Source organism: Streptomyces sp. NPDC005263 (genome assembly GCF_042872365.1).
Taxonomy (GTDB): domain Bacteria; phylum Actinomycetota; class Actinomycetes; order Streptomycetales; family Streptomycetaceae; genus Streptomyces.
The window spans coordinates 518,753-538,424 of record NZ_JBIAKJ010000004.1; the positions used below are offsets into that span (position 1 = coordinate 518,753).

Consider the following 19,672-nt stretch of genomic DNA (forward strand, 5'->3'; position numbering starts at 1 on the left):
CAGTCGCTCGTCACCCCGGCCAAACGATCGCCTGCACCTCGCTGTAAGCATGCAGCGCGTACGACCCCACGTCCCGCCCCACCCCGCTCTTCTTGAACCCCCCGAACGGTGCCTCCATGTTGCGGCCGACGGTGTTCACGCCGACCCCGCCTGCTCGCAGCTGCCGGGCCACCCGGAAGGCGCGGGCCACGTCCGTCGACCAGACGTAGTCGATGAGGCCGTAGTCGGTGTCGTTGGCCAGGCGCACCGCCTCCTCCTCTTCCTCGAAGGGGATGACCGCGACCACCGGGCCGAAGATCTCCTCGCGGGCGACCCGCATCTCGTTGGTGCAGTCGGCGAGGAGGGTCGGGGCGACGTAGAAACCCCGGTCCAGGAGCGGTCGTTCACCGCCCGCCACCACCACCGCGCCTTCCTTGCGGCCGAGTTCGACGTACGACTCCACCCGGTCCCGGTGCGCCGCCGAGATCACCGGCCCGACGACCGTGTCCCGCTCGCTCGGGTCACCCACCTTCAACCGGATGGCGTAGGCGGCCAGTTGCTCGACCAGGCGGTCGTACACGCCGCGTTGCGCCAGCACCCGCGTCGGCGCCGTACAGATCTGGCCGCTGTAGAAGGAGAACGTCGTGCCGATCCCGGCGACCGCCGCGCCGATGTCCGCGTCGTCGAGGACGACCGCCGCGCCCTTCCCGCCCAGCTCCATCAGCTGGCGTTTCATGTCCCGGCCGCACACGGAGGCGATGCGCTGTCCGACCGCCGTCGACCCGGTGAAGCTCACCATGTCGACGTCGGGGGAGGCCACGGCCTCCTCCCCCACCTCCACCGACCGGCCGGAGACGACGTTCACCACCCCGCGCGGCACCCCGGCCGCCTCCAGTGCCTGGGCCATCCGGTAGACGGAGAGCGGATCCTGCGGGGCCGGTTTCACCACCACCGTGTTGCCCATCGCGAGGGCGGGCGCCACCTTGCCGGCCGGGTTCGCCCACGGGTTGTTGTACGAGGTGATGCAGGTGACGACCCCGACGGGCTGCCGCACTGCCAGCGCGCCCATCACCGCCGCCCGGCCCATCGGCCCGCCCTCGTTGATCTGCGGCGGGATCGCCCATTCGGCGGGCTCCACCCGCGCGTAGCGCCGGAACCGGGCGGCGGCGACCCCGACCTGCATGGCCCGCGCCGTCGCCGTCGTCGCGCCGGTCTCCGCCCGGGCCAGCGAGGTGTACGGCTCGACGTGGGCGCGGATGACGTCCGCGGCCCGGCCGAGCATCGCCGCCCGTTCCTCCGGCGCGGTACGCGACCACGGACCGGAGGCCTCGCGGGCCGCGGCGCAGGCGGCGCGCACCTGATCCCGCGAGGCCTCCGGCGCCCACCCGACGATTCCCTCGGTCGCCGGGTCGACCACCTCGTAGTAGCCGCCCTCCGGCTCCGCCCACGCGCCGCCGACGAACAGCCGCTGTTCCTCGGTCACCTCGTCGCCACCGTCCGGGTGTCGCGCCCCGAGCGCAGCACCTTGCCCGGCACCGCCCCGCTCACCGCGTCGTCCCTGATCGCCTCGACCCCGTTGACCCACACGGCCCGGATGCCGATCGCCCTGGAGTCCAGCCGCGGGCTGTCACCCGGCAGGTCGTGCACCAGGGTGGCCGTGCCCGCGCCGATCCGTTCCGGGTCGAAGAGGACGAGGTCCGCATGCCATCCCTCCCGCACCTGACCCCGTTCACGCAGCCCGAACAGCCGCGCCGGATCGTCCGTCAGCATCTTCACCGCCTGCTCCAGGCCGACCAGTTTCCGGCCGCGCAGACAGTCGCCGATGAAGCGGGTGGTGTACGGCGCCCCGCACATCCGGTCCAGGTGCGCGCCCGCGTCGGAGCCGCCGAGGAGGACGTCCTCGTGCTGCCAGGTCTCGGCGCGCAGCTCCCAGGACGCCGGGTCGTTGTCGGTCGGCATGGGCCACAGGACCGTCCGCAGGTCGTCGGCTGCGCAGATCTCCACCAGGCACTCGAAGGGCTCCTGTCCGCGTTCCGCGGCGATGTCCTGCACCACCCGCCCGCTCAGACCCCGGTTCGTCTCGCTGTACGTGTCGCCGATGACGTACCGCCCGAAGTTCGTCAGCCGCCGGAAGACGCCGGCCTCCTTGGACCCGGCGCGCCGCAGCATCCCGGCCCGTATGTCGGGGTCGCGGAGTTTCTCCACCCGCTCCGGGACGGGCAGGCCGAGGATCGGGCCCCACCCCGGGATGAGGTTCAGGGCGCAGAACGTGCCCAGGGACATGTTCATCGGCGTGAGGATCGGCATGGTCAGCGCCACCACCCTGCCGCCCGCCTTGCGCGCCTGTTCGCTCGCGAGCAACTGCCTGGGCACCCGCTCCGGGACGGACGCGTCGATGGTCAGGACGTTCCAGTTCAGGGGCCGTCCGGCGGTCGCGCTCATCTCCGCGAACAGGTCGATCTCCGCGTCGCTGAACTGGTCCAGGCAGCCGGCGACGATCGCCTCGATCTGGGTGCCCTCGTGTTCCCCGACGGCCCGCGCGAGGGCCAGCAGTTCAGCGGGGAGCGCGTGCCGGGAGGCGACCGGTCGGCCGTCACCGTCGGAGTGGGTGGACGACTGGGTGGTGGACAGACCCCAGGCGCCCGCGTCCATCGCCTCGTGCAACAGCCGGAGCATCTGCGCGAGTTGCTCCTCGCTGGGCTGTCCGCCGACCGCGTCCGGCCCCATCACGTACCGGCGCAGCGCGCAGTGCCCCACCATGAAGCCCGCGTTGACCGCGATCCGTCCCTCCAGGGCGTCCAGGTACTCCCCGAACCCGTGCCAGCTCCAGGGCGCCCCCTCCTCCAACGCGACCAGGGACATCCCCTCCACCTTGGACATCATCCGGCGGGTGTAGTCGGCGTCCTCGGGGCGGGCCGGGTTCAGGGGCGCGAGGGTGAACCCGCAGTTCCCGGCGGCCACCGTGGTCACCCCGTGGTTGAGGGAGGGCGTGGCGTACGGGTCCCAGAACAGCTGGGCGTCGTAGTGCGTGTGCGGATCGACGAAGCCGGGGGCGAGGACGAGCCCGGAGGCGTTCTCGGTGGTGCGAGCTCCCTCGGTGACGTTCCCGACAGCGGCTATACGACCGTCCCGGATGCCGACGTCAGCGGTGTACGCCGGGGCGCCGGTACCGTCGACAACGGCCGCGCCCTTGATGACGTGATCAAGCACGAGCCTCACCTCCTGAACCCCGGCCGGGCTTCCCCACCTCAGGGGCGCGGGGAACTGCGCGACCAGCCACGACGCCCCCGCACCCCGCAACGGCGATCACCCGGCAGCCCGGAACCGCGACGTCCGATGCACAGGATCCGTGTCGATCTTCGGAATCACGTGCTCCCCGACCAGCCGGATCGTCTGCAACGTCTCCTCCTTCGGCACCCCCACCGGCAGCCCGAAGCTCAACTGGTCCGCCCCCGCCTGCTCCCACCGCTTGCACTGCGTGAGCACCTCGTCCGGGTCCCCGCAGATCAGCAGCTCCTCCGCGATGAGCAGCTCGATGAGCTCCTCGTTGTACTCGGGCAGGGTCTCCGGCCACACCGGGAACCCCTCGGGACGAGGAAACGTGTCGTGGTACCGGAAGACCAGCGACGGCAGATAGTGCAGCCCGCCGTTCACCGCGATCCGTACCGCCTCCTCGTGGGTGGGCGCGCAGATCGCCGTGGTCGTCACCATCACGTTGTCGTTGACGAAGTCGCCGATCGGCTCGGCGTCCACGACCGCGGTCTTGTACTGCTCGAGGACCCACTCCATGTCGGAGACCTTCTGCACGCTGAAGCCGAGCACCCCGAGCCCCTTGCGGGCGGCCATGGCGTACGAGGGCGGCGACCCGGCGGCGTACCACATCGCCGGGTGGGACTTCCCGTACGGCTTGGGCAGGATCTTCCTCGGCGGGAGCTGCCAGTGCTTGCCCTGGAAGCCGGGGTACTCGTCCTGGAGCCACATCTTGGGGAACTCGGCGATGGTCTCTTCCCAGATCTCCTTGGTGTAATTCATGTCGGTCACACCCGGTATGAACCCGAGGATCTCGTGCGAGCCGGCGCCGCGTCCGCTGCCGAACTCGAAGCGGTTCTCAGTGAGATGGTCGAGCATGGCGACCTTCTCGGCGACCTTCACCGGGTGGTTGACCTGGGCGAGCGGGTTGAAGATGCCGGAGCCCAGGTGGATCCGGTCGGTGGCGTGTGCGAGGTAGCCGAGGAACACGTCGTTGGCGGAGAGGTGCGAGTACTCCTCCAGGAAGTGGTGCTCGGAGGCCCAGGCGTACTTGAAGCCGGACCGGTCGGCCTGGATGACGTACTCGGTCTCCTCCATCAGCGCCTTGTGCTCGGCGAGCGGGTCGGTCTCGGCGCGCTTGCCCACGTATCCCTGTACAAAGAGCCCGAATTCCACGGAGGTCACCGTCCCCACGGTCGGTTCCGAACGTTATTTCTGACGGATCGTCAGATTCATGGGTCAGACTGTTCCACCGGCCCCTGGGAGCGTCAATAGCTGACGGCCCATCAGACGACGTTCACGCCCGCCAGCCAGCCCCCGTCGATCACGAAGGGCTGGCCGGTGATGTAGGAGGAGTCGTCACCGGTGAGGAAGAGCGCGAGCCGTGCCACCTCCTCGGGCCGCCCGATCCGCCCCAGCGGTACGAGCTTGCGGTAGAAGCGGTCCAGGGCCCGTGCCGCCTCCTCGGTGTCCGCGGCTCCGGTCGGATCCAGGTGGGCGGGGTTGGACATCGCGGTGTCGATGGCGCCCGGGCACATGGCGTTGACCCGGATGTTCCGGGCGGCCAGCTCCAGGGCGGCGACCCGGGTGAGCCCGAGGATCGCGTGCTTGCTGGCCGCGTAGGCGCCCACGGCCGCCATCCCGGTCACGCCGGTGTAGGAGGCGGTGTTGACGATCGTGCCCCCGTCGGCCATCCGGGCGGCCACCGCCTTGATGCCGAGGAAGCAGCCGACCTGGTTGACCTCGACGACCTGCATGAACTCGTCGAGGTGCGTGTCGAGGAGGGTGTTGAAGCGAAGGATGCCGGCATTGTTGACCAGCCCGTCGACCCGGCCGTACGCCTTCTCGGCCGCGGCGACAGCCGCCTGCCACTCCGCTTCCTCGCGCACGTCGAGGTGGACGTACAGCGCGCCCAACTCCTTGGCGAGGGCCTCCCCTTGACCGTCGAGCACATCCGCCACCACCACCCGCGCGCCCTCCGCCACGAACAGCCGGGCCTCCTGCTCCCCCTGACCTCGTGCCGCGCCGGTGACGATGACGACCCGTCCCTCGAGCTTGCCCATGCGGAACCCCTTCGCATCGGTGGAGGTCAGCATCGTACCGCCGGGTCTGACGATGCGTCAGATACTGCGCGGTGTGTGCGGGAGCACACACCAAGTGACCGAGGAGTAGGGATATTTGACCCTGTCGCGGACCGACCGGTGACGCCAATAATCCTTCACGGCCAGGTAAAGCGAACATCAAGGATTCCCAGGGACGGAGTGGCATGGCCAAGAGGCGTCTGAAGAACAAGAAGATCCGGCTCGTGGCGATCGGTTCCGCACTCGCGACCGGCGGCGCGATCATCGCTCTCCTTCCGTCGGCGAACGCGGCCGAGGAGAAGACACCCGAGCAGATCGTCGCGATGTGCGAAAGGTCCGCGGTGATCAACGGCGAACAGCGGTCGGTGAGTGATTTCGGGGCCAGCTTCGGCGACGGTTTCGCGGCCGACAACTGCACCTACGTCGAGACGAATTTCGAGTCGTTCGACGGCCCCACGGAGAAGGCCTCGATCGACTTCCCGAACTGCGAGCCGAACGCCACCGAACCGGCGAAGGTGTCGATTTCCTGGAAGTCCACCGTGGCCCAGGGGTCGGGCAAGTACACGGCGACCCAGCAGGGCGCCGGCGGCGGGCTCTTCGGCTTTCTGAGCGGATCCTGGCTCAAGCACAAGGGGACGACCGACATGACCGTCAGGACGGTGACCGCGGGCGACACGGAGAACCGCGAGGTTCCGGTCGGCAAGGTCCTGCACATGGAGTTCACGCCGAAGATGCAGCGCATGACCGGCGAATGGCGGGTGCGGATCGACGCCGACCCCGGAGGCTTCGCGACGAACCCCACGCCGGAGCAGAACTTCGTCGCGTCGGAACTCGTCGAGGGGCCCGCCATCCTGCCGGGCGCCGCCGGAGCCGCAGGCATCGCGGACGGGGTGGCCAAGCCCGTCCTGACCGACTGCTGAGCCCTCCCCCTCACCCCCCCATCACCCCGTCGCAGCCCCATCGAGCTGCGGAAAAGCATGCAACTCCCTCCAACCCAAAGCATTCAACTCCCCCCTACCCGCAGGCTCCCCCGCAAGGAGACGCACCATGACGACCCGCACCGGCCGCAAGGGCCATCACCGGAGCAAGAAGAAGCGCATGGTCATCGCCATGGCTCCAGTGGTGGCCATCGCGGTGGCCATTCCGCTGATGAATCAGGCGGGTGCCGCCACCCCCTCCGAGGTGACCAAGGACTGCGCGGAGAACGCCGCCAAGCTGGACAACTGTGAATTCGTCGACGTCCAGTTCAAGAGAAACAGTCTGGGCGCCAACAAGCGCGTCTCCACCCCGACCGACAACTGCGGTTCCACGAGTGCCCTGTCGAAGAGCTTCAGCGTGTCCACGTCGGTGACGCGGTCCATCACACTGGAGGACGGGTTCACCGCTTCCGCCGACTCGAAGCTGGGGAACTCGTTCTTCGAGATCGGCGCCAAGTTCAACACGACGGAGTTCACCCTCAAGCGCGACGACACGGGAACCGGATTCGACTTCTCCCGGACCGACACCGTGAAACCCAACCACATCGGGTTCTTCATGTGGTCGGAGAAGCGAACCGACGTGAGCGGATTCCTCAGGGCCACCTACAAGGAGGAGCAGGACGGCCAGAAGGTGTTCTTCTCGCCGAGCGAGGGCGGCACGAGCGTGCACGTCTTCTATCCGCAACTCCTGAAGAACGGCACCCCCGACGGCCGTCTCTGGCTGCGCAACGTCGAGTGCGGAACTCCCCAGGCCAACGGAATCCAGAGCTCGGAGAACAGCATCAGGACGGAACCCGGATTCGGTGAGGGCGGCGAGAATGTCACCGACGTCGAGATCCCGCTGAGCGAGATCCCGGCGCCCTGACATTCCCCTAGGACGTTCTCAGGTGCGAAGCACGGGCGTGGCTCCCAGCCACCGCAGGACCGCGTCCGTGCCGCCCCGGGCGTCCAGCTTGGCGTAGATGTTGCTGAGGTTGTTGCGGACGGTCTTCTCGCTCAGCCGTAAGCGCAGCCCGATCTCCTGCGCGCCCAGACCGGTCGACAACAACTCCATGATCTGCTGCTCGCGCGGCGAGAGCAGGGCCCGCAGCCGCTCCATCGCGTCGCCGGCCGTGGGCATCCGCCGGGCCCCCTCCCGCAGTGCGGCGCACGCGCTCGGCGAGAGGTAGGTGTGCCCGACGGTCGCCGCCATGACCGCCGAGGACAGCATGTGGGAGCAGTAGTCCCCCTCGACCAGATAGCCAGCCCCGGACCGGAACACCTCGACCACCGTCTCGGTGTCCTGGCGTGGACTGACGACGATCACCGGGACGCCGCGGGTACCGAAGGCCTCCAGCAGCTCCGGGAAGGACACCCCCGGCTCCGCGCAGCGCAGCACCGCGACGTCCACCGCGCTCTCCCGCAGCTCGCGATAGGGCGGGGAGATCCGCAGGACTCCGTCCACGTACGGATCGTCCGGGGCGGGCCAGTCGTCGTGCGGCCAGGCACCCTCGGTGCAGGCCAGGGCAACGGAGAGTCGTTCGGAGGATCGCACTGCACGGGCCCTTCCGCCGGAACTATCACGTCCGTACGTCTGTACGTACGCGACTCGGCGTGGGCATGTTCAAAGATTCAAGAAGAAAAGCTCCAGCTGTCTGACAGGTTGCTTCCCGACTCCTATGCGGGCACCGCCACGACTCCTACCGCGCGGGCCGCCCTACGAATCCGCCAGCAGCGGGCCCACCTCCGTGCCGAACGCGGCAATCTGGTCGGTGAGTTCGGTACGGCTTCGGCTGCGGAAGCGGACCTGGATCTGGTCCACCCCCATCGCGCGGTAGGCCCGCAGGGACTCGGCGAGAGCCTCGGGCGGGCCGCTGAGCGTGCGCCGGCCGACGTCCCAGGCCGGGCCGCCGACGTACAGCGGCTCGGCGATGGCGCCGACGACGAAGGGCCCCTGGATCGCGTGCTCCGCGCGGATCTCCCGGATCCGCGCGATCTGCGCGGGCAGCCGCTCCCGCGGGTCCCCCTGCGGCAGCCAGCCGTCCCCCCGGAGCGCGGCCCGGCGGACGGCGGCGGAGGAGGAGCCGCCGACCCACAGCGGGACGCGGGTCTGCGCGGGCCGGGGGCGCTGGCCGAGGTCCTGGAAGTCGTAGAGCTTGCCGTGGTGTTCGGGGAACTCCTCGGGCCCGAGCGCCGCGCGCAGGGCGTCCACCGACTCGTCGAGCACGGCCCCGCGCCGGGGGAAGTCGACTCCGAGCGCCTCGAACTCCTCCCGCACGTGCCCGGCACCCACCCCGAGGATCAGCCGCCCGCCGCTCAGGTGGTCGAGGGTCACGTACTGCTTGGCGCCGATCAGCGGATGACGCAGACCGACGACGGCGACATGGCTGAGCAGCCGGACGCGTTCGGTGGCGGCGGCCAGGAAGGCGAGGGTGGCGACCGGGTCGTACCAGACCGTGCTCATCGCGGGCGCCAGCCGGCGCGGAATGGCCACGTGGTCGCAGCAGGCGACGTACGAGAACCCGGCCCGGTCGGCGGTCCGGGCGATCTCGACCAGGTCGTCCGGACCGGCGTCGGCCTCCCACGGCTCGGCGTAGAGGGTGCTCTGGGACTGGACGGGGAGCTGGATGCCGTAGGAGAGACGGGGGTTGGGGGGCATCGCCGTCACCGGGAGCCGTCCCAGAGGCCGTCCGGGGTGAGCCCCAGCAGCTCGATCGCGTTGCCCCGCACGATCCGCTCCACCACATCCGGGGCGAGGTGCCCCATCTGGGCCTCGCCGACCTCGCGGGACTTCGGCCAGGTGGAGTCGGAGTGGGGGTAGTCGGTCTCGTAGAGGACGTTGCCGACACCGATGGAGTCGAGGTTCCTGAGCCCGAAGGCGTCGTCGAAGAAGCAGCCGTAGACGTGTTCGGCGAAGAGTTCGGACGGCGGGCGGTGGACCTTGTCGGCGACGCCGCCCCAGCCGCGGTTCTCCTCCCAGACGATGTCGGCGCGCTCCAGGATGTAGGGGATCCAGCCGATCTGGCCCTCCGCGTACATCACCCTGAGGTTCGGGAAGCGTTCGAACTTGCCGCTCATCAGCCAGTCGACCATCGAGAAGCAGCAGTTGGCGAAGGTGATGGTGGAGCCGACGGCGGGCGGGGCGTCGGCGGAGGTGGAGGGCATCCGGCTGCTGGAGCCGATGTGCATGGCGATGACGGTGCCGGTCTCGTCGCAGGCGGCCAGGAAGGGGTCCCAGTCGTCGGTGTGCACGGAGGGCAGGCCGAGGTGCGGGGGTATCTCGGAGAACGCCACGGCCCTGACGCCCCGGGCGGCGTTGCGCCGCACCTCCGCCGCCGCCAGTTCGGCGTCCCACAGGGGGATCAGGGTGAGCGGGATGAGACGGCCGTGCGCCGTCGGCCCGCACCACTCCTCCACCATCCAGTCGTTGTAGGCCCGAACGCAGAGCAGACCGAGCTCGTGGTCACTCGCCTCGGTGAAGGTCTGGCCGCAGAAGCGCGGGAAGGTCGGGAAGCAGAGCGCGGACTGGACGTGGTTGACGTCCATGTCGGCGAGGCGCTGCGGGACGTCGTAGGAGCCGGGCCGCATCTGCTCGTAGGTGATGACCTCCAGCTTGATCTCGTCCCTGCTGTAACCCACCGCGGTGTCCAGGCGGGTCAGGGGGCGGTGCAGATCCTCGTAGACCCACCAGTCGCCGAGCGGGCCTTCGGTGCCCTGAGCGCCCATCACGGGCTTGAAGCGGCCGCCGAGGAAGGTCATCTCCTTCAGGGGCGCGCGGACGATCCGGGGCCCGGTGTCCAGGTACTTCTTCGGAAGCCGGTCCTGCCAGACGGTGGCGGGCTCCACGGTGTGGTCGTCGACGGAGATGATCAGCGGCAGCGGGGTCTGCGTGTCCGTGGCGGTGTCCATGGCGGTGTCCATGGCGCTGACGGTAGCGCCGATCTGACGATCCGTCAGCTCTGTGAGCGGCCCCCTCTTGTGGTGATTTCCGCGCGAGTCTGTGCGAAGAAGGCGTGCGGGCCTTGTGATATCCCGCGTGCCTGCCTGTGATCACACTCTCCACAGCTGACGCATCTGCCATGAACAAGGCAAACTGGCGGGGTTGCTCAGGATTTCCAGGGGGGACGGCGATGGACGGTGTACCGCGAGTGCCGGAGGTACCGCGCGTGCCGGAGCAGAGGCGTCCCGGCTCCGCGGACCGGGCGGGGGCGGAGACGGAGACGGTGTCGTTGCGGTTCGGCGTGCTCGGACCGGTGCGCGCCTGGCGGGACGAGGAACCGCTGAGCACCGGCTCCCCGCAGCAACGGGCCCTGCTGGCCGCCCTGCTGCTGCGCGAGGGCCGGACCGCGACCGCCGCCGAGCTGATCGACGCCCTGTGGGGCGAGGAACCGCCCGCGCGGGCCCTGGCGGCGGTACGGACGTACGCCTCCCGGCTGCGCAAGGTGCTGGACCCCGGGGTCCTGGTGAGCGAGTCCGGCGGGTACGCGGTGCGCGGGCTCTCCGAGGGCGCGCTGGACGTGACCGTCGTCCAGGACCTGGCGACCGAGGCGGAGAAGGCGCGCGGCGCCGGGGACCTGTGCCACGCCCGTGAGGTCCTGGGCCGGGCGCTCGCCCTGTGGGACGGCGAGGTGCTGGCCGGGGTGCCGGGCCCGTACGCGGAGGCGCAGCGGGTCAGGCTGGAGGAGTGGCGGCTCCAGTTGCTGGAGACCCGCCTGGACATGGACCTGGAGCAGGGCTGCCACGCGGAGGCGGTCTCCGAACTGACCGCGCTGACCGCGGAGCACCCCCTCCGGGAACGCCTGCGCGAGCTGCTGATGCTGGCCCTGTACCGCAGCGGCCGTCAGGCGGAGGCGCTGGCGGTGTACGCCGACACCCGCCGGCTCCTGGCCGACGAACTGGGCGTGGACCCGCGCCCGGGCCTGAGCGAACTCCAGCAGCGCATCCTCCAGGCGGATCCGGGCCTGGCGGAACCGTCCGCGAAGAAGGCGGAACCCGACGCCGTACCGGTGCGCCCCGCCCAACTCCCGGCCACCGTCCCGGACTTCACCGGGCGGTCGTCGTTCGTCACGGAACTCGGCGAGGTGCTGGCCTCCGCGGAGGGCCGGGTGATGGCCGTGTCCGCGCTGGCCGGGATCGGCGGGGTCGGCAAGACCACCCTGGCGGTGCACGTCGCCCACCAGGCGCGCGGTGTCTTCCCCGACGGTCAGCTGTACGTCGATCTCCAGGGCGCGGGATCGAGGGCGGCGGAACCCGAGACGGTCCTTGGCTCCTTCCTGCGCGCCCTGGGGACCCCGGACTCGGCCATCCCCGACTCGCTGGAGGAGCGGGCGGCGCTGTACCGCTCGGTCCTGGACGGCCGCCGGGTGCTGGTGCTGCTGGACAACGCGCGGGACGCGGCCCAGATCCGCCCGCTGCTGCCGGGCACCGAGGGCTGCGCGGCCCTGATCACCTCCCGGGTCCGCATGGTCGACCTCGCCGGGGCCCACCTCGTCGACCTGGACGTGATGTCCCCGGACGAGGCGCTGGCCCTGTTCACGAAGATCGTCGGCGAGGAACGGGTCGGCTCCGAACGGGAGGCGGCGCTGGACGTGGTCGCGGCGTGCGGTTTCCTGCCGCTGGCGATCCGTATCGCGGCGTCCCGGCTGGCCGCCCGTCGCACCTGGACGGTCTCGGTGCTGGCGGCGAAGCTCGCGGACGAGCGGCGGCGCCTGGACGAGCTCCAGGCCGGCGACCTCGCGGTGAAGGCGACCTTCGAGCTGGGATACGGGCAGCTGGAGCCGGTCCAGGCCCGCGCGTTCCGGCTGCTGGGCCTGGCGGACGGCCCGGACATCTCGCTGGCGGCGGCCGCGGCGGTGCTGGACCTGCCGACGGACGACACGGAGGACCTCCTGGAGGCCCTGGTCGACACGTCGTTGCTGGAATCGGCGGCGCCGGGCCGCTACCGCTACCACGATCTGGTCCGGCTCTACGCGCGTGCCTGCGCGGAACGGGACGAGTGGCCGCCGAGCGAGCGGGCGGCGGCGATGTCCCGGTTGCTGGACTTCTATCTGGCGACGGCGTCGGCGGTCTACGCGATCGAGCGGCCCGGCGAGCGGGTCCTGGACCATCTGAGCCGGGTCGACTACCCGGGGCTGACCTTCACCGACCGGGACAAGGCACTGGACTGGCTGTTCAGCGAGGCGAGCGCGCTGCTCGCGGCGGTGCAACAGGCGGGCGGCGAGGGCCTGGTGAGGCGGGCGGCGGACCTGCTGGTGGTGGGCATCGACCTCGGCGAGTCGGGCGTCAACTCACGCCAGTACGTCAGATCCTGCGCCGCGGTGATCACGGCGGCGCGGCAGGCCGGTGACGCCCTCGCCGAGGGCCGGGCCCGCCTCATGCACAGCCATCTGCTCGGCATCGCCGGTCAGTTCGCCGACTCCAGCCTGGAGGCCGGCCGGGCCCTGAAGCTCGGGCTCGTCGCGAACGACCCGGTGGTCTGCGCCCAGGCGCCCAACCAGCAGGGCATCATCGCCCTGTACGACGGGCGGCACGACGAGGCCGAGGAGCATCTGACGAAGGCGCTGACCGCGTTCCGCGAGGACCGCAACAACCCGGGCGAGGCGAGCGCCCTGTGCAACCTGTCCCGGGTGCACCTCGCGACGGGCCGTACCGACAGTGCCGTCTCGCTGGCCCGGCAGGGGGTCGCCCTGTACGAGCGGGACGACACCGGCATGGCGCTGCGGCTCGCCAACGGCAAGTACGCGCTCGGGCTCGCCCTCACCAGCCTCGGCCGGACCCGGCTGGCGCAGGACACGCTCACCGAGGCCCTGCACATGTTCCAGGCCGCCCGGCAGCGCCTGTGGCACGGCATGACGCTGTTCCGCATCGCCGAGGTCCACCTGGCCGACCAGCGGGCCGCGCAGGCCGCGGCCAGTGCCGAGCAGGCGCTCGTGGTGCTGCACGGCATCGGCGGCGACTGGCGCCGCGCCAACGTGCTGACGGTGCTGGGCCGGGGCCTGCGCGGCATCGGCCAGACGGACCGGGCCAAGGTCTGCTGGCAGGAAGCCCTGACCATCTTCGAGAGCTCCGGATCACCCGAGGCCAAGGACGTGCGACAGCTGCTCGCCACCGCTCCGATCGCCTGAAATCGGCGAGCCGGGCGCCACGTTCATCATTCGTTTATCGCCACCCGGCACTCTCATGAGTGCCGGACCGTCGTGTCGGGGGGCAGACGGCACGGCACCAGGGTCGTACCACTAAGGTGAACGGCTCTGTGACGCCCGCCCGGCGGCCCGCGGGGGAGCTGCCGGGCGGGTTCTCATCAGTCTCGTTCGTCCTAAGTCCCACGTCCCAAAGGGAGCAGTCTCATGGCCGACAACAACGGCGACGTCAAGCCCGACGACTTCCACGCCACCGGCGAGGAGACCGTGCTCGCAGCCGCGGACTCCGAGAAGAAGAAGACCGACATCACGACCAAGGACTTCCACGCCACGGGTGGCGAGACCGTGAAGCCGGACGACTTCCACGCCACCAGCGAGCCGTCCAACTGAGCTTTCACCTCACGGGGTTCGACCGCGGCGGCGCGGTAGGGGGAGCCGCCGCGGTCGATGGCTTGCGGGGGCGGGCGGGGTGCGGGTCGGCGTGGGGGCGCCGGCCGGTCAACCCGCCCGCCCCCGCAGCGCGCCTTTCACCACCTTCCCGCCGGCGTTGCGTGGGAGTTCCCGCAGGAACTCGACCGTTCTGGGGACCTTGTAGTTCGCCATCTCGCGGCGGGCCCAGGCGATGAGGTCGTCGCCCGTCACCACCGACCCGGCCCGCCGCACCACGTACGCCCTGCCGACCTCACCCAGGCGGGCGTCGGGGACGCCGATCACCGCCACGTCGGCGACGTCCGGGTGCAGGCCGAGGAGTTGCTCTATCTCCGCCGGGTACGCGTTGAAGCCGCCGACGATGAACATGTCCTTGATCCGGTCGGTGATCCGCAGGTTGCCGGCGTCGTCCAGGACGCCCACGTCTCCGGTGCGCAGCCAGCCGTCCTCGCCCAGTACCTCCGCCGTGGCCGGCTCGTCCTGGTAGTAGCCGCGCATCACGGTGAAGCCCCGGACCAGGACCTCGCCGGGCACACCGGCCGCGAGCGGAGTGCCCTCGGCGTCCACCACCCGTACCTCGGTGCCCGGGATCGCCCGCCCGGAGGTGGACGCGATCACCGACGGGTCGTCGCCGCGGCGGCACATCGTGACGATGCCGCTCGCCTCGGAGAGGCCGTAGGCGGTCAGGACGGTGTCCACGCCCAGTTCGCCGCGCAGGCGTTCCACCAGCCGCAGCGGGACCACCGCGGCGCCGGTCACCACCAGCCGCAGCGCCGACAGGTCGTGCGCGTCGCGGGCCGGATGGTCCAGCAGTGACTGGTGCAGGGTGGGTGGGCCCGGCAGCACCGACACCCGTTCCGCCGCGATGTTCGCCAGCGCCGTGTCCACGTTGAACACCGGCTGCGGGATCATCGTCACGCCCCGCATCAGGCAGGCGATCACTCCCGCCTTGTAGCCGAAGGTGTGGAAGAAGGGGTTCACGATCAGGTAGCGGTCGCCGTGCCGCAGACCCGCCAGGTCGGTCCAGATCCGGTACGCCCGCAAGGTCTGGGCGTGGGTGATGACGGCGCCCTTGGGGCGGCCCGTCGTGCCGGACGTGAAGACCAGGTCGGAGGGCTGGTCACCGTGCACGGCCGAGGCGCGGGCCCGCACCCGCGCCGGTTGCACCTCGTCCCCGGCCGCCAGGAACTCCTTCCAGGTGCGGAAGTCCGCCGGGGCGTCGTCGGACAGCACCACCACCTGCTCCAGCTCCGGCAGTCCCGGCAGCGGGCCGCGGCCCGTCCCCTCCCCCGCGGCCCGCCGCAGCGACGCCACATACGACGTCCCGAGGAACGTGCCCGTCACGAACAGCAGCCGGGCCCCGCTCCTGGCCAGCACGTCGGCCGCCTCGGCCCCCTTGAAGCGGGTGTTCAGCGGCACCAGGACCGCGCCCGCCGACACCGCGCCCAGCGCCGAGACGATCCAGTCGAGCGAGTTGGGGGCCCAGATCCCGACCCGGTCGCCCGCCCGCACCCCGCTCGCGACGCACGCCGCCGCCGCGCGCTCCACCCGGGCGCCCAGTTCGCCGTACGAGATCCGGGTACGGCCGTCCACCACCGCCTCGGTGTCCGCGTACCGCTCGGCCGCCGACCGGACCAGGCCCGGGATGCTGCCCCACTCCATGTCTCCGCGCACAACCAGCCTCCTGAACCCAGTAGCTGACTGTCCGTCAGATTAGCGGTAGCCTGACGGCCTGTCAGCTCGCCCGCCCGTCTGCGGAGGTGTGCGCACCATGACCGGAGGCCCAGGACTCAAGGACGCCACCGCCATCGTCGGCATCGGGCAGACGCCCTTCGCCAAGAACCTCCCCGAGGACGAGCGGACCCTCGCCTGCCGCGCGGTCCTCGCCGCCCTCGACGACGCCGGGATCGCCCCCGGCGAGGTCGACGCGCTCGCCTCCTTCACCATGGAGGAGACCGACGAGGTGGAGCTGGCGAAGGCCGTCGGCTTCGGGGACCTGACCTTCTTCAGCAAGGTCGGGTACGGGGGCGGCGGCTCCTGCGCCACCGTCGCCCACCTCGCCTCGGCCATCGCCTCCGGGCAGGCCACGGTGGGGGTCGCGTGGCGGTCGCGGAAGCGGGGCAGCGGCCCGCGCCCCTGGACCAACACCACGGTCCAGCTGCGCACCCCCGCGCAGTGGACCCGGCCCTTCGGCCTGCTGCGGCCCGTCGACGAGATAGCCGTGCTCGCCCGCCGCTACATGCACGAGTACGGCGTGACCCGCGACCACCTCTTCAACGTCGCCCTCGCCTGCCGCAACCGTGCCAACCAGAACCCCGACGCGGTGATGTACGAGCGCCCCCTGACCCGCGAGATGTACATGTCGTCCCGGTGGATCAGCGAGCCCCTGTGCCTGTACGACAACTGCCTGGAGACGGACGGCGCGCTCGCGTGCGTGGTCGTCAGCAGCGAGCGGGCCCGGGACTGCCGCCGGACACCCGTGTACGTCCACTCCGCCGCCCAGGGCCTGCCCGCCCAGCACCACGGCATGGTCAACTACTGGAACGACGACCCGCTGACCGGCCCGGCCTGGACCGCCGCCCGGCACCTGTGGAAACACGCCGACTTCACCCCTCAGGACGTGGACGTCGCCCAGATCTACGACGCGTTCACGCCCCTCATCCCCCTCTCCCTGGAGGGCTACGGGTTCTGCGGCCGCGGGGAGGGCGGGGCGTTCACCGAGCAGGGCGCCCTGGAGAGCGGCGGACTGCTGCCCCTCAACACCGGCGGCGGCGGACTCAGCGAGGCCTACGTGCACGGCTTCAACCTCATCAACGAGGGCGTCAAGCAGCTGCGCGGGACGAGCACCGCGCAGCTGCCCGGAGCCTCGACCTGCCTGGTCACCGCCGGTGAGGGCGTCCCCACCTCCGCCCTGCTCCTGAGGGCCTGACCACGTGAAGACCCGGGCCCCCGGATCCTGAGGAGTTGACCCGCCATGCTGACCCCCGTCACCGACACCGACGGCGCCCCCTTCTGGCGGTACGCCGCCGAGGGCGAGCTGCGTGTCCAGGCCTGCGCCGACTGCGGTGAGCTCCGCTTCCCGCCCCGGCCGTGCTGCCCGCACTGCCAGTCCCTCACGAGCGAGTGGCGCCCGATGTCCGGACAGGGCCGCGTCTGGTCGTACGCCGTTCCGCATCCGCCGCTGCTGCCGGAGTACGCGGCACGGGCGCCGTACAACGTCGTGGTCGTCGAACTCGCCGACGCTCCCCGCATCCGGCTGGTCGGCAACCTGGTCGGCGCGGCCGGGGACCCTCTGGACTCCGTCGATCCACACGGCATCCGGATCGGCGCCCGGGTGCGGTTCGTCGTCGACCCGGCGACCGGGCTTCCCCAGTGGGTCCTGGAGCGATCGTGAACGTCACCGTCAGCCCCGACAAGGACACCGGCGTCGCGGTCGTCACCCTCGACCGGCCCGAGCGGCTCAACGCCATCGACCTTGGCACGGTCGAGGAACTCGAGGGCGTCTGGCGGGAGTTGAGGTTCGACGACGCGGTGCGGGCCGTCGTGCTCACGGGCCGCGGGGAGCGCGCGTTCTGCACCGGGATCGACCGGGACGCGGCCGTGCCGCAGCCGGCGTCCCCCTTCATGGCGGACGATCCGCTGCTGCGGATCGGGCCCAAGACGAACGACCTGTTCAAGCCGGTCGTCGCGGCCGTGCGGGGCATGGCCTGCGGCGGGGCCTTCTATCTGCTCGGCGAGTGCGACTTCCTCGTCGCGGACACCACGGCCACCTTCTTCGACCCGCACACCACCTACGGCATGGTCAGCGCGTACGAGGCGGTCCTGATGGCCCAGATGATGCCGCACGGGGAGGCCGCCCGCACCGCGCTCATGGGGACGGCCGAGCGAATGTCGGCGCGGCGCGCCCACGAGGTGGGGCTGGTCACCGAACTCACCGAGCCCGGCGGCGCGTTGGCAGCAGCAACCGCCGCCGCCGCGGTCATCGCCGGGTACCCTCCCGAGGCCGTGCAGGGCACGGTGCGCGCCCTGTGGGCCGCCAAGGAGGCGTCGCTGGCACGGGGTTACGCGCAGGCTCCGCATCTGGTGGCGCTCGGGAACCTGCCGGCCGAACGGCAGGCCGGGCTGTTCCGGGCCCGGCAACGGGAGTTCAGGTTGCGGTAGCAATCTGCGTGTATCACGCAGGTGTACGCTCGCGGGCATGGTTGAGCACCGCATGATCGACGTGAACGGCATCCGTCTGCACTTCGCGGAGGAGGGCACGGGACCGCTCGTCGTGCTGCTGCACGGCTTCCCCGAGTCCTGGCACTCCTGGCGGCACCAGTTCGGCCCGCTGGCCGCGGCCGGGTTCCGGGTGGTCGCGCCGGACCAGCGCGGTTACGGCCGCAGCGATCACCCCGAGGACGTGGACGCGTACAGCATCCTCCACCTCGTCGGGGACGTGGTCGGGCTGATCCACGCGCTGGGCGAGGAGCGGGCGTTCGTGGTGGGCCACGACTGGGGCGCGCCGGTGGCCTGGCACACCGCGCTGCTGCGGCCGGACGTGGTGCGCGGGGTGGCGGGGCTGAGCGTGCCGCCGCCGTTCCGTGGGGAGCGGCCGCCGCTGCGGGCCATGCAGGAACTGTTCGGCGGGCGGTTCTACTGGAATTACTTCAGCCTGCCGGGCGTCGCCGACGCCGAGTTCGCCGTGGACACCCGCACGACCTTGCGCCGGCTGCTGTTCTCCGCCTCCGGCGACGCCCCGAACGCCGGTGGCCACGAGAGCGCCCTGGTGGACCTGGAGCGGGGCTGGCTCGCGGACATGACCGACCCGGAGGTGCTGCCGGCCTGGCTCACCGAGGAGGACCTCGACGAGCTGACCGAGAGCTACGCGAAGGGCTTCACCGGCGCCCTGAACTGGTACCGCAACCTGGACCGCAACTGGGAACTGACCGCCGCCTGGCACGGCGCCGTCGTCACCCCGCCCGCGCTGTACATGTACGGCGACCGCGACCTGGTCCCCGCCTTCCCGGGCACCCCCGAACTGATCAATCGGCTCCCGGCTCTGTTGCCCAACCTCGTCCGCGACCCGCTCGTGCTGCCCGGCTGCGGCCACTGGACCCAGCAGGAGCGTCCGGACGAGGTGAACGAGGCGCTGGTCGGCTTCCTCACCGGGCTCAGCGGCCCGGACAGGCCCTGACCGCTCAGTTCGCGAGTTCGGCTTCCGGGTCGACCTGGCAGTGGTCGACCGACCCCAGCAACGCGTCCCCGAGCTTCACCTTGGTGTTCGCCCTGCCCTTCGCCGGCACGGTGACCGTGACGGAGATGTTCTTCAGGAGCTCCGTGCCCTCGGCGTCGTAGAAGGTGACCCAGGCCTGGAAGTCGGCCTCGCGCTTGTTCGGGTTGGAGATCTCGACCGTGGCGTACGGAGTGGTCGCGGTCGCACAGCTGACCAGCTTCGCCGTGCCGTCCTTCAGCGCCGTGCCGGAGCCGGTGCTGGTGGAGCTGGGCGTGGAGCGGTAGCCGGGTCGCCGGTTGTAACCGCTCCCGCCGCTGGTACTGCTGCTGCCGTAGCTGTCGCCGCTGCCGCTGTCGCCGTACGAGGAGTCGTAGTCGTCGTCATCGGAGCCGTACGAGCCCGACGAACCGCCCGAACTCGACGACGAGCCGCCGTGGTTCTGGCTGGAGCTGCTGCAGCCGCCACCGCTGCCGCCACTGCTGCTCCGGCCGTGACGGCCCGTCGAGAACCCCGTCAGTGCGAGTACCACCATGGCCAGAACAGCCGTGAACTTGAGTGTGCGCCCCCGTGAATGCATACGGTCACTCTAGTCACACACGCGATCACTGAAGCAAACATGTGGCC

Annotated in this window: 17 protein-coding genes; 8 read left to right on the top strand and 9 right to left on the bottom strand. The window is 70.9% G+C overall.

Translation table 11 applies throughout. The annotated features are described in order from the left end of the window. Positions 1 to 10: 10 nt before the first annotated feature. The 4 genes from ACFYRY_RS20875 to ACFYRY_RS20890 all read right to left on the bottom strand — a co-directional run bounded on the left by ACFYRY_RS20875 (position 11) and on the right by ACFYRY_RS20890 (position 5,291). Positions 11 to 1,462 (bottom strand): aldehyde dehydrogenase family protein, encoded by a 1,452-nt coding sequence (locus ACFYRY_RS20875; protein ID WP_389147431.1) that lies wholly within the window; start codon positions 1,460 to 1,462, stop codon positions 11 to 13. Then, on the bottom strand, positions 1,459 to 3,189 hold the full coding sequence (locus ACFYRY_RS20880) for an amidohydrolase family protein (RefSeq protein ID WP_389147434.1): 1,731 nt from the start codon (positions 3,187 to 3,189) through the stop codon (positions 1,459 to 1,461). Before ACFYRY_RS20880 ends, ACFYRY_RS20875 begins: the two co-directional genes overlap by 4 nt. 96 nt (positions 3,190 to 3,285) lie before the next feature. Then, entirely contained in the window at positions 3,286 to 4,404 is a 1,119-nt protein-coding gene (locus ACFYRY_RS20885; RefSeq protein ID WP_389148377.1) for an LLM class flavin-dependent oxidoreductase, read from the bottom strand. 110 nt (positions 4,405 to 4,514) lie between these two features. Then, on the bottom strand, positions 4,515 to 5,291 hold the full coding sequence (locus tag ACFYRY_RS20890) for an SDR family NAD(P)-dependent oxidoreductase (RefSeq protein ID WP_389147437.1): 777 nt from the start codon (positions 5,289 to 5,291) through the stop codon (positions 4,515 to 4,517). A 203-nt stretch (positions 5,292 to 5,494) separates the two neighbouring features. Between ACFYRY_RS20890 and ACFYRY_RS20895 the strand changes: the two genes are divergently transcribed. Then, entirely contained in the window at positions 5,495 to 6,229 is a 735-nt protein-coding gene (locus ACFYRY_RS20895; RefSeq protein ID WP_389147439.1) for a hypothetical protein, read from the top strand. Positions 6,230 to 6,356: 127 nt separating this feature from the next. Beyond that, positions 6,357 to 7,151, top strand: a complete 795-nt coding sequence (locus ACFYRY_RS20900; protein ID WP_389147442.1) for a hypothetical protein — start codon at positions 6,357 to 6,359, stop codon at positions 7,149 to 7,151. An 18-nt stretch (positions 7,152 to 7,169) separates the two neighbouring features. Here the strand turns inward: ACFYRY_RS20900 and ACFYRY_RS20905 are convergent, their stop codons facing one another. From ACFYRY_RS20905 to ACFYRY_RS20915, 3 genes are all read right to left on the bottom strand, one after another. Next, positions 7,170 to 7,820 carry a LuxR C-terminal-related transcriptional regulator gene (locus ACFYRY_RS20905; protein WP_389147444.1) on the bottom strand — a complete coding sequence of 217 codons (651 nt, stop codon included), beginning with the start codon at positions 7,818 to 7,820 and terminating at the stop codon, positions 7,170 to 7,172. Positions 7,821 to 7,982: 162 nt separating this feature from the next. Further along, on the bottom strand, positions 7,983 to 8,924 hold the full coding sequence (locus ACFYRY_RS20910) for a TIGR03619 family F420-dependent LLM class oxidoreductase (protein WP_389147447.1): 942 nt from the start codon (positions 8,922 to 8,924) through the stop codon (positions 7,983 to 7,985). A gap of 5 nt (positions 8,925 to 8,929) precedes the next feature. After that, positions 8,930 to 10,186: an amidohydrolase family protein gene (locus ACFYRY_RS20915; RefSeq protein WP_389147450.1), complete on the bottom strand. Its 1,257-nt coding sequence runs from the start codon at positions 10,184 to 10,186 to the stop codon at positions 8,930 to 8,932. Between the two features lie 209 nt (positions 10,187 to 10,395). Between ACFYRY_RS20915 and ACFYRY_RS20920 the strand changes: the two genes are divergently transcribed. Together ACFYRY_RS20920 and ACFYRY_RS20925 are read left to right on the top strand one after the other, a co-directional pair. Next, complete coding sequence (locus ACFYRY_RS20920) at positions 10,396 to 13,389, top strand: BTAD domain-containing putative transcriptional regulator (RefSeq protein ID WP_389147453.1); 2,994 nt, start codon at positions 10,396 to 10,398, stop codon at positions 13,387 to 13,389. A 222-nt stretch (positions 13,390 to 13,611) separates the two neighbouring features. Then, positions 13,612 to 13,794, top strand: coding sequence for a hypothetical protein (locus ACFYRY_RS20925; RefSeq protein WP_389147456.1), 183 nt, complete (start codon positions 13,612 to 13,614; stop codon positions 13,792 to 13,794). Positions 13,795 to 13,902: 108 nt separating this feature from the next. Here the strand turns inward: ACFYRY_RS20925 and ACFYRY_RS20930 are convergent, their stop codons facing one another. Continuing rightward, positions 13,903 to 15,507 (bottom strand): FadD3 family acyl-CoA ligase, encoded by a 1,605-nt coding sequence (locus ACFYRY_RS20930; RefSeq protein ID WP_389147459.1) that lies wholly within the window; start codon positions 15,505 to 15,507, stop codon positions 13,903 to 13,905. 97 nt (positions 15,508 to 15,604) lie between these two features. Between ACFYRY_RS20930 and ACFYRY_RS20935 the strand changes: the two genes are divergently transcribed. The 4 genes from ACFYRY_RS20935 to ACFYRY_RS20950 are packed head-to-tail and all read left to right on the top strand — an operon-like array spanning position 15,605 to position 19,009. Further along, positions 15,605 to 16,762, top strand: a complete 1,158-nt coding sequence (locus tag ACFYRY_RS20935) for a lipid-transfer protein (RefSeq protein ID WP_389147461.1) — start codon at positions 15,605 to 15,607, stop codon at positions 16,760 to 16,762. Positions 16,763 to 16,807: 45 nt separating this feature from the next. Continuing rightward, the gene (locus ACFYRY_RS20940) at positions 16,808 to 17,227 is read left to right on the top strand and encodes a Zn-ribbon domain-containing OB-fold protein (RefSeq protein WP_389147463.1); all 420 of its coding nucleotides are present in this window, start codon (positions 16,808 to 16,810) and stop codon (positions 17,225 to 17,227) included. Continuing rightward, entirely contained in the window at positions 17,224 to 17,994 is a 771-nt protein-coding gene (locus tag ACFYRY_RS20945; RefSeq protein ID WP_389147466.1) for an enoyl-CoA hydratase/isomerase family protein, read from the top strand. The genes ACFYRY_RS20940 and ACFYRY_RS20945 overlap by 4 nt, the downstream gene beginning before the upstream one ends. Positions 17,995 to 18,031: 37 nt before the next feature. Beyond that, positions 18,032 to 19,009, top strand: a complete 978-nt coding sequence (locus ACFYRY_RS20950) for an alpha/beta fold hydrolase (protein ID WP_389147469.1) — start codon at positions 18,032 to 18,034, stop codon at positions 19,007 to 19,009. A 4-nt stretch (positions 19,010 to 19,013) separates the two neighbouring features. Here the strand turns inward: ACFYRY_RS20950 and ACFYRY_RS20955 are convergent, their stop codons facing one another. Further along, the gene (locus tag ACFYRY_RS20955; RefSeq protein ID WP_389147472.1) at positions 19,014 to 19,625 is read right to left on the bottom strand and encodes a hypothetical protein; all 612 of its coding nucleotides are present in this window, start codon (positions 19,623 to 19,625) and stop codon (positions 19,014 to 19,016) included. Positions 19,626 to 19,672: the final 47 nt, after the last annotated feature.

Bases quoted from the DNA above. Each gene is read 5' to 3' on its own strand.
- ACFYRY_RS20915 (WP_389147450.1), bottom strand. From the start codon at position 10,186: ATGGACACCGCCATGGACACCGCCACGGACACGCAGACCCCGCTGCCG.
- ACFYRY_RS20925 (WP_389147456.1), top strand. From the start codon at position 13,612: ATGGCCGACAACAACGGCGACGTCAAGCCCGACGACTTCCACGCCACC.
- ACFYRY_RS20895 (WP_389147439.1), top strand. From the start codon at position 5,495: ATGGCCAAGAGGCGTCTGAAGAACAAGAAGATCCGGCTCGTGGCGATC.
- ACFYRY_RS20920 (WP_389147453.1), top strand. From the start codon at position 10,396: ATGGACGGTGTACCGCGAGTGCCGGAGGTACCGCGCGTGCCGGAGCAG.
- ACFYRY_RS20955 (WP_389147472.1), bottom strand. From the start codon at position 19,625: ATGCATTCACGGGGGCGCACACTCAAGTTCACGGCTGTTCTGGCCATG.
- ACFYRY_RS20940 (WP_389147463.1), top strand. From the start codon at position 16,808: ATGCTGACCCCCGTCACCGACACCGACGGCGCCCCCTTCTGGCGGTAC.
- ACFYRY_RS20900 (WP_389147442.1), top strand. From the start codon at position 6,357: ATGACGACCCGCACCGGCCGCAAGGGCCATCACCGGAGCAAGAAGAAG.
- ACFYRY_RS20935 (WP_389147461.1), top strand. From the start codon at position 15,605: ATGACCGGAGGCCCAGGACTCAAGGACGCCACCGCCATCGTCGGCATC.
- ACFYRY_RS20950 (WP_389147469.1), top strand. From the start codon at position 18,032: ATGGTTGAGCACCGCATGATCGACGTGAACGGCATCCGTCTGCACTTC.
- ACFYRY_RS20890 (WP_389147437.1), bottom strand. From the start codon at position 5,291: ATGGGCAAGCTCGAGGGACGGGTCGTCATCGTCACCGGCGCGGCACGA.
- ACFYRY_RS20910 (WP_389147447.1), bottom strand. From the start codon at position 8,924: ATGCCCCCCAACCCCCGTCTCTCCTACGGCATCCAGCTCCCCGTCCAG.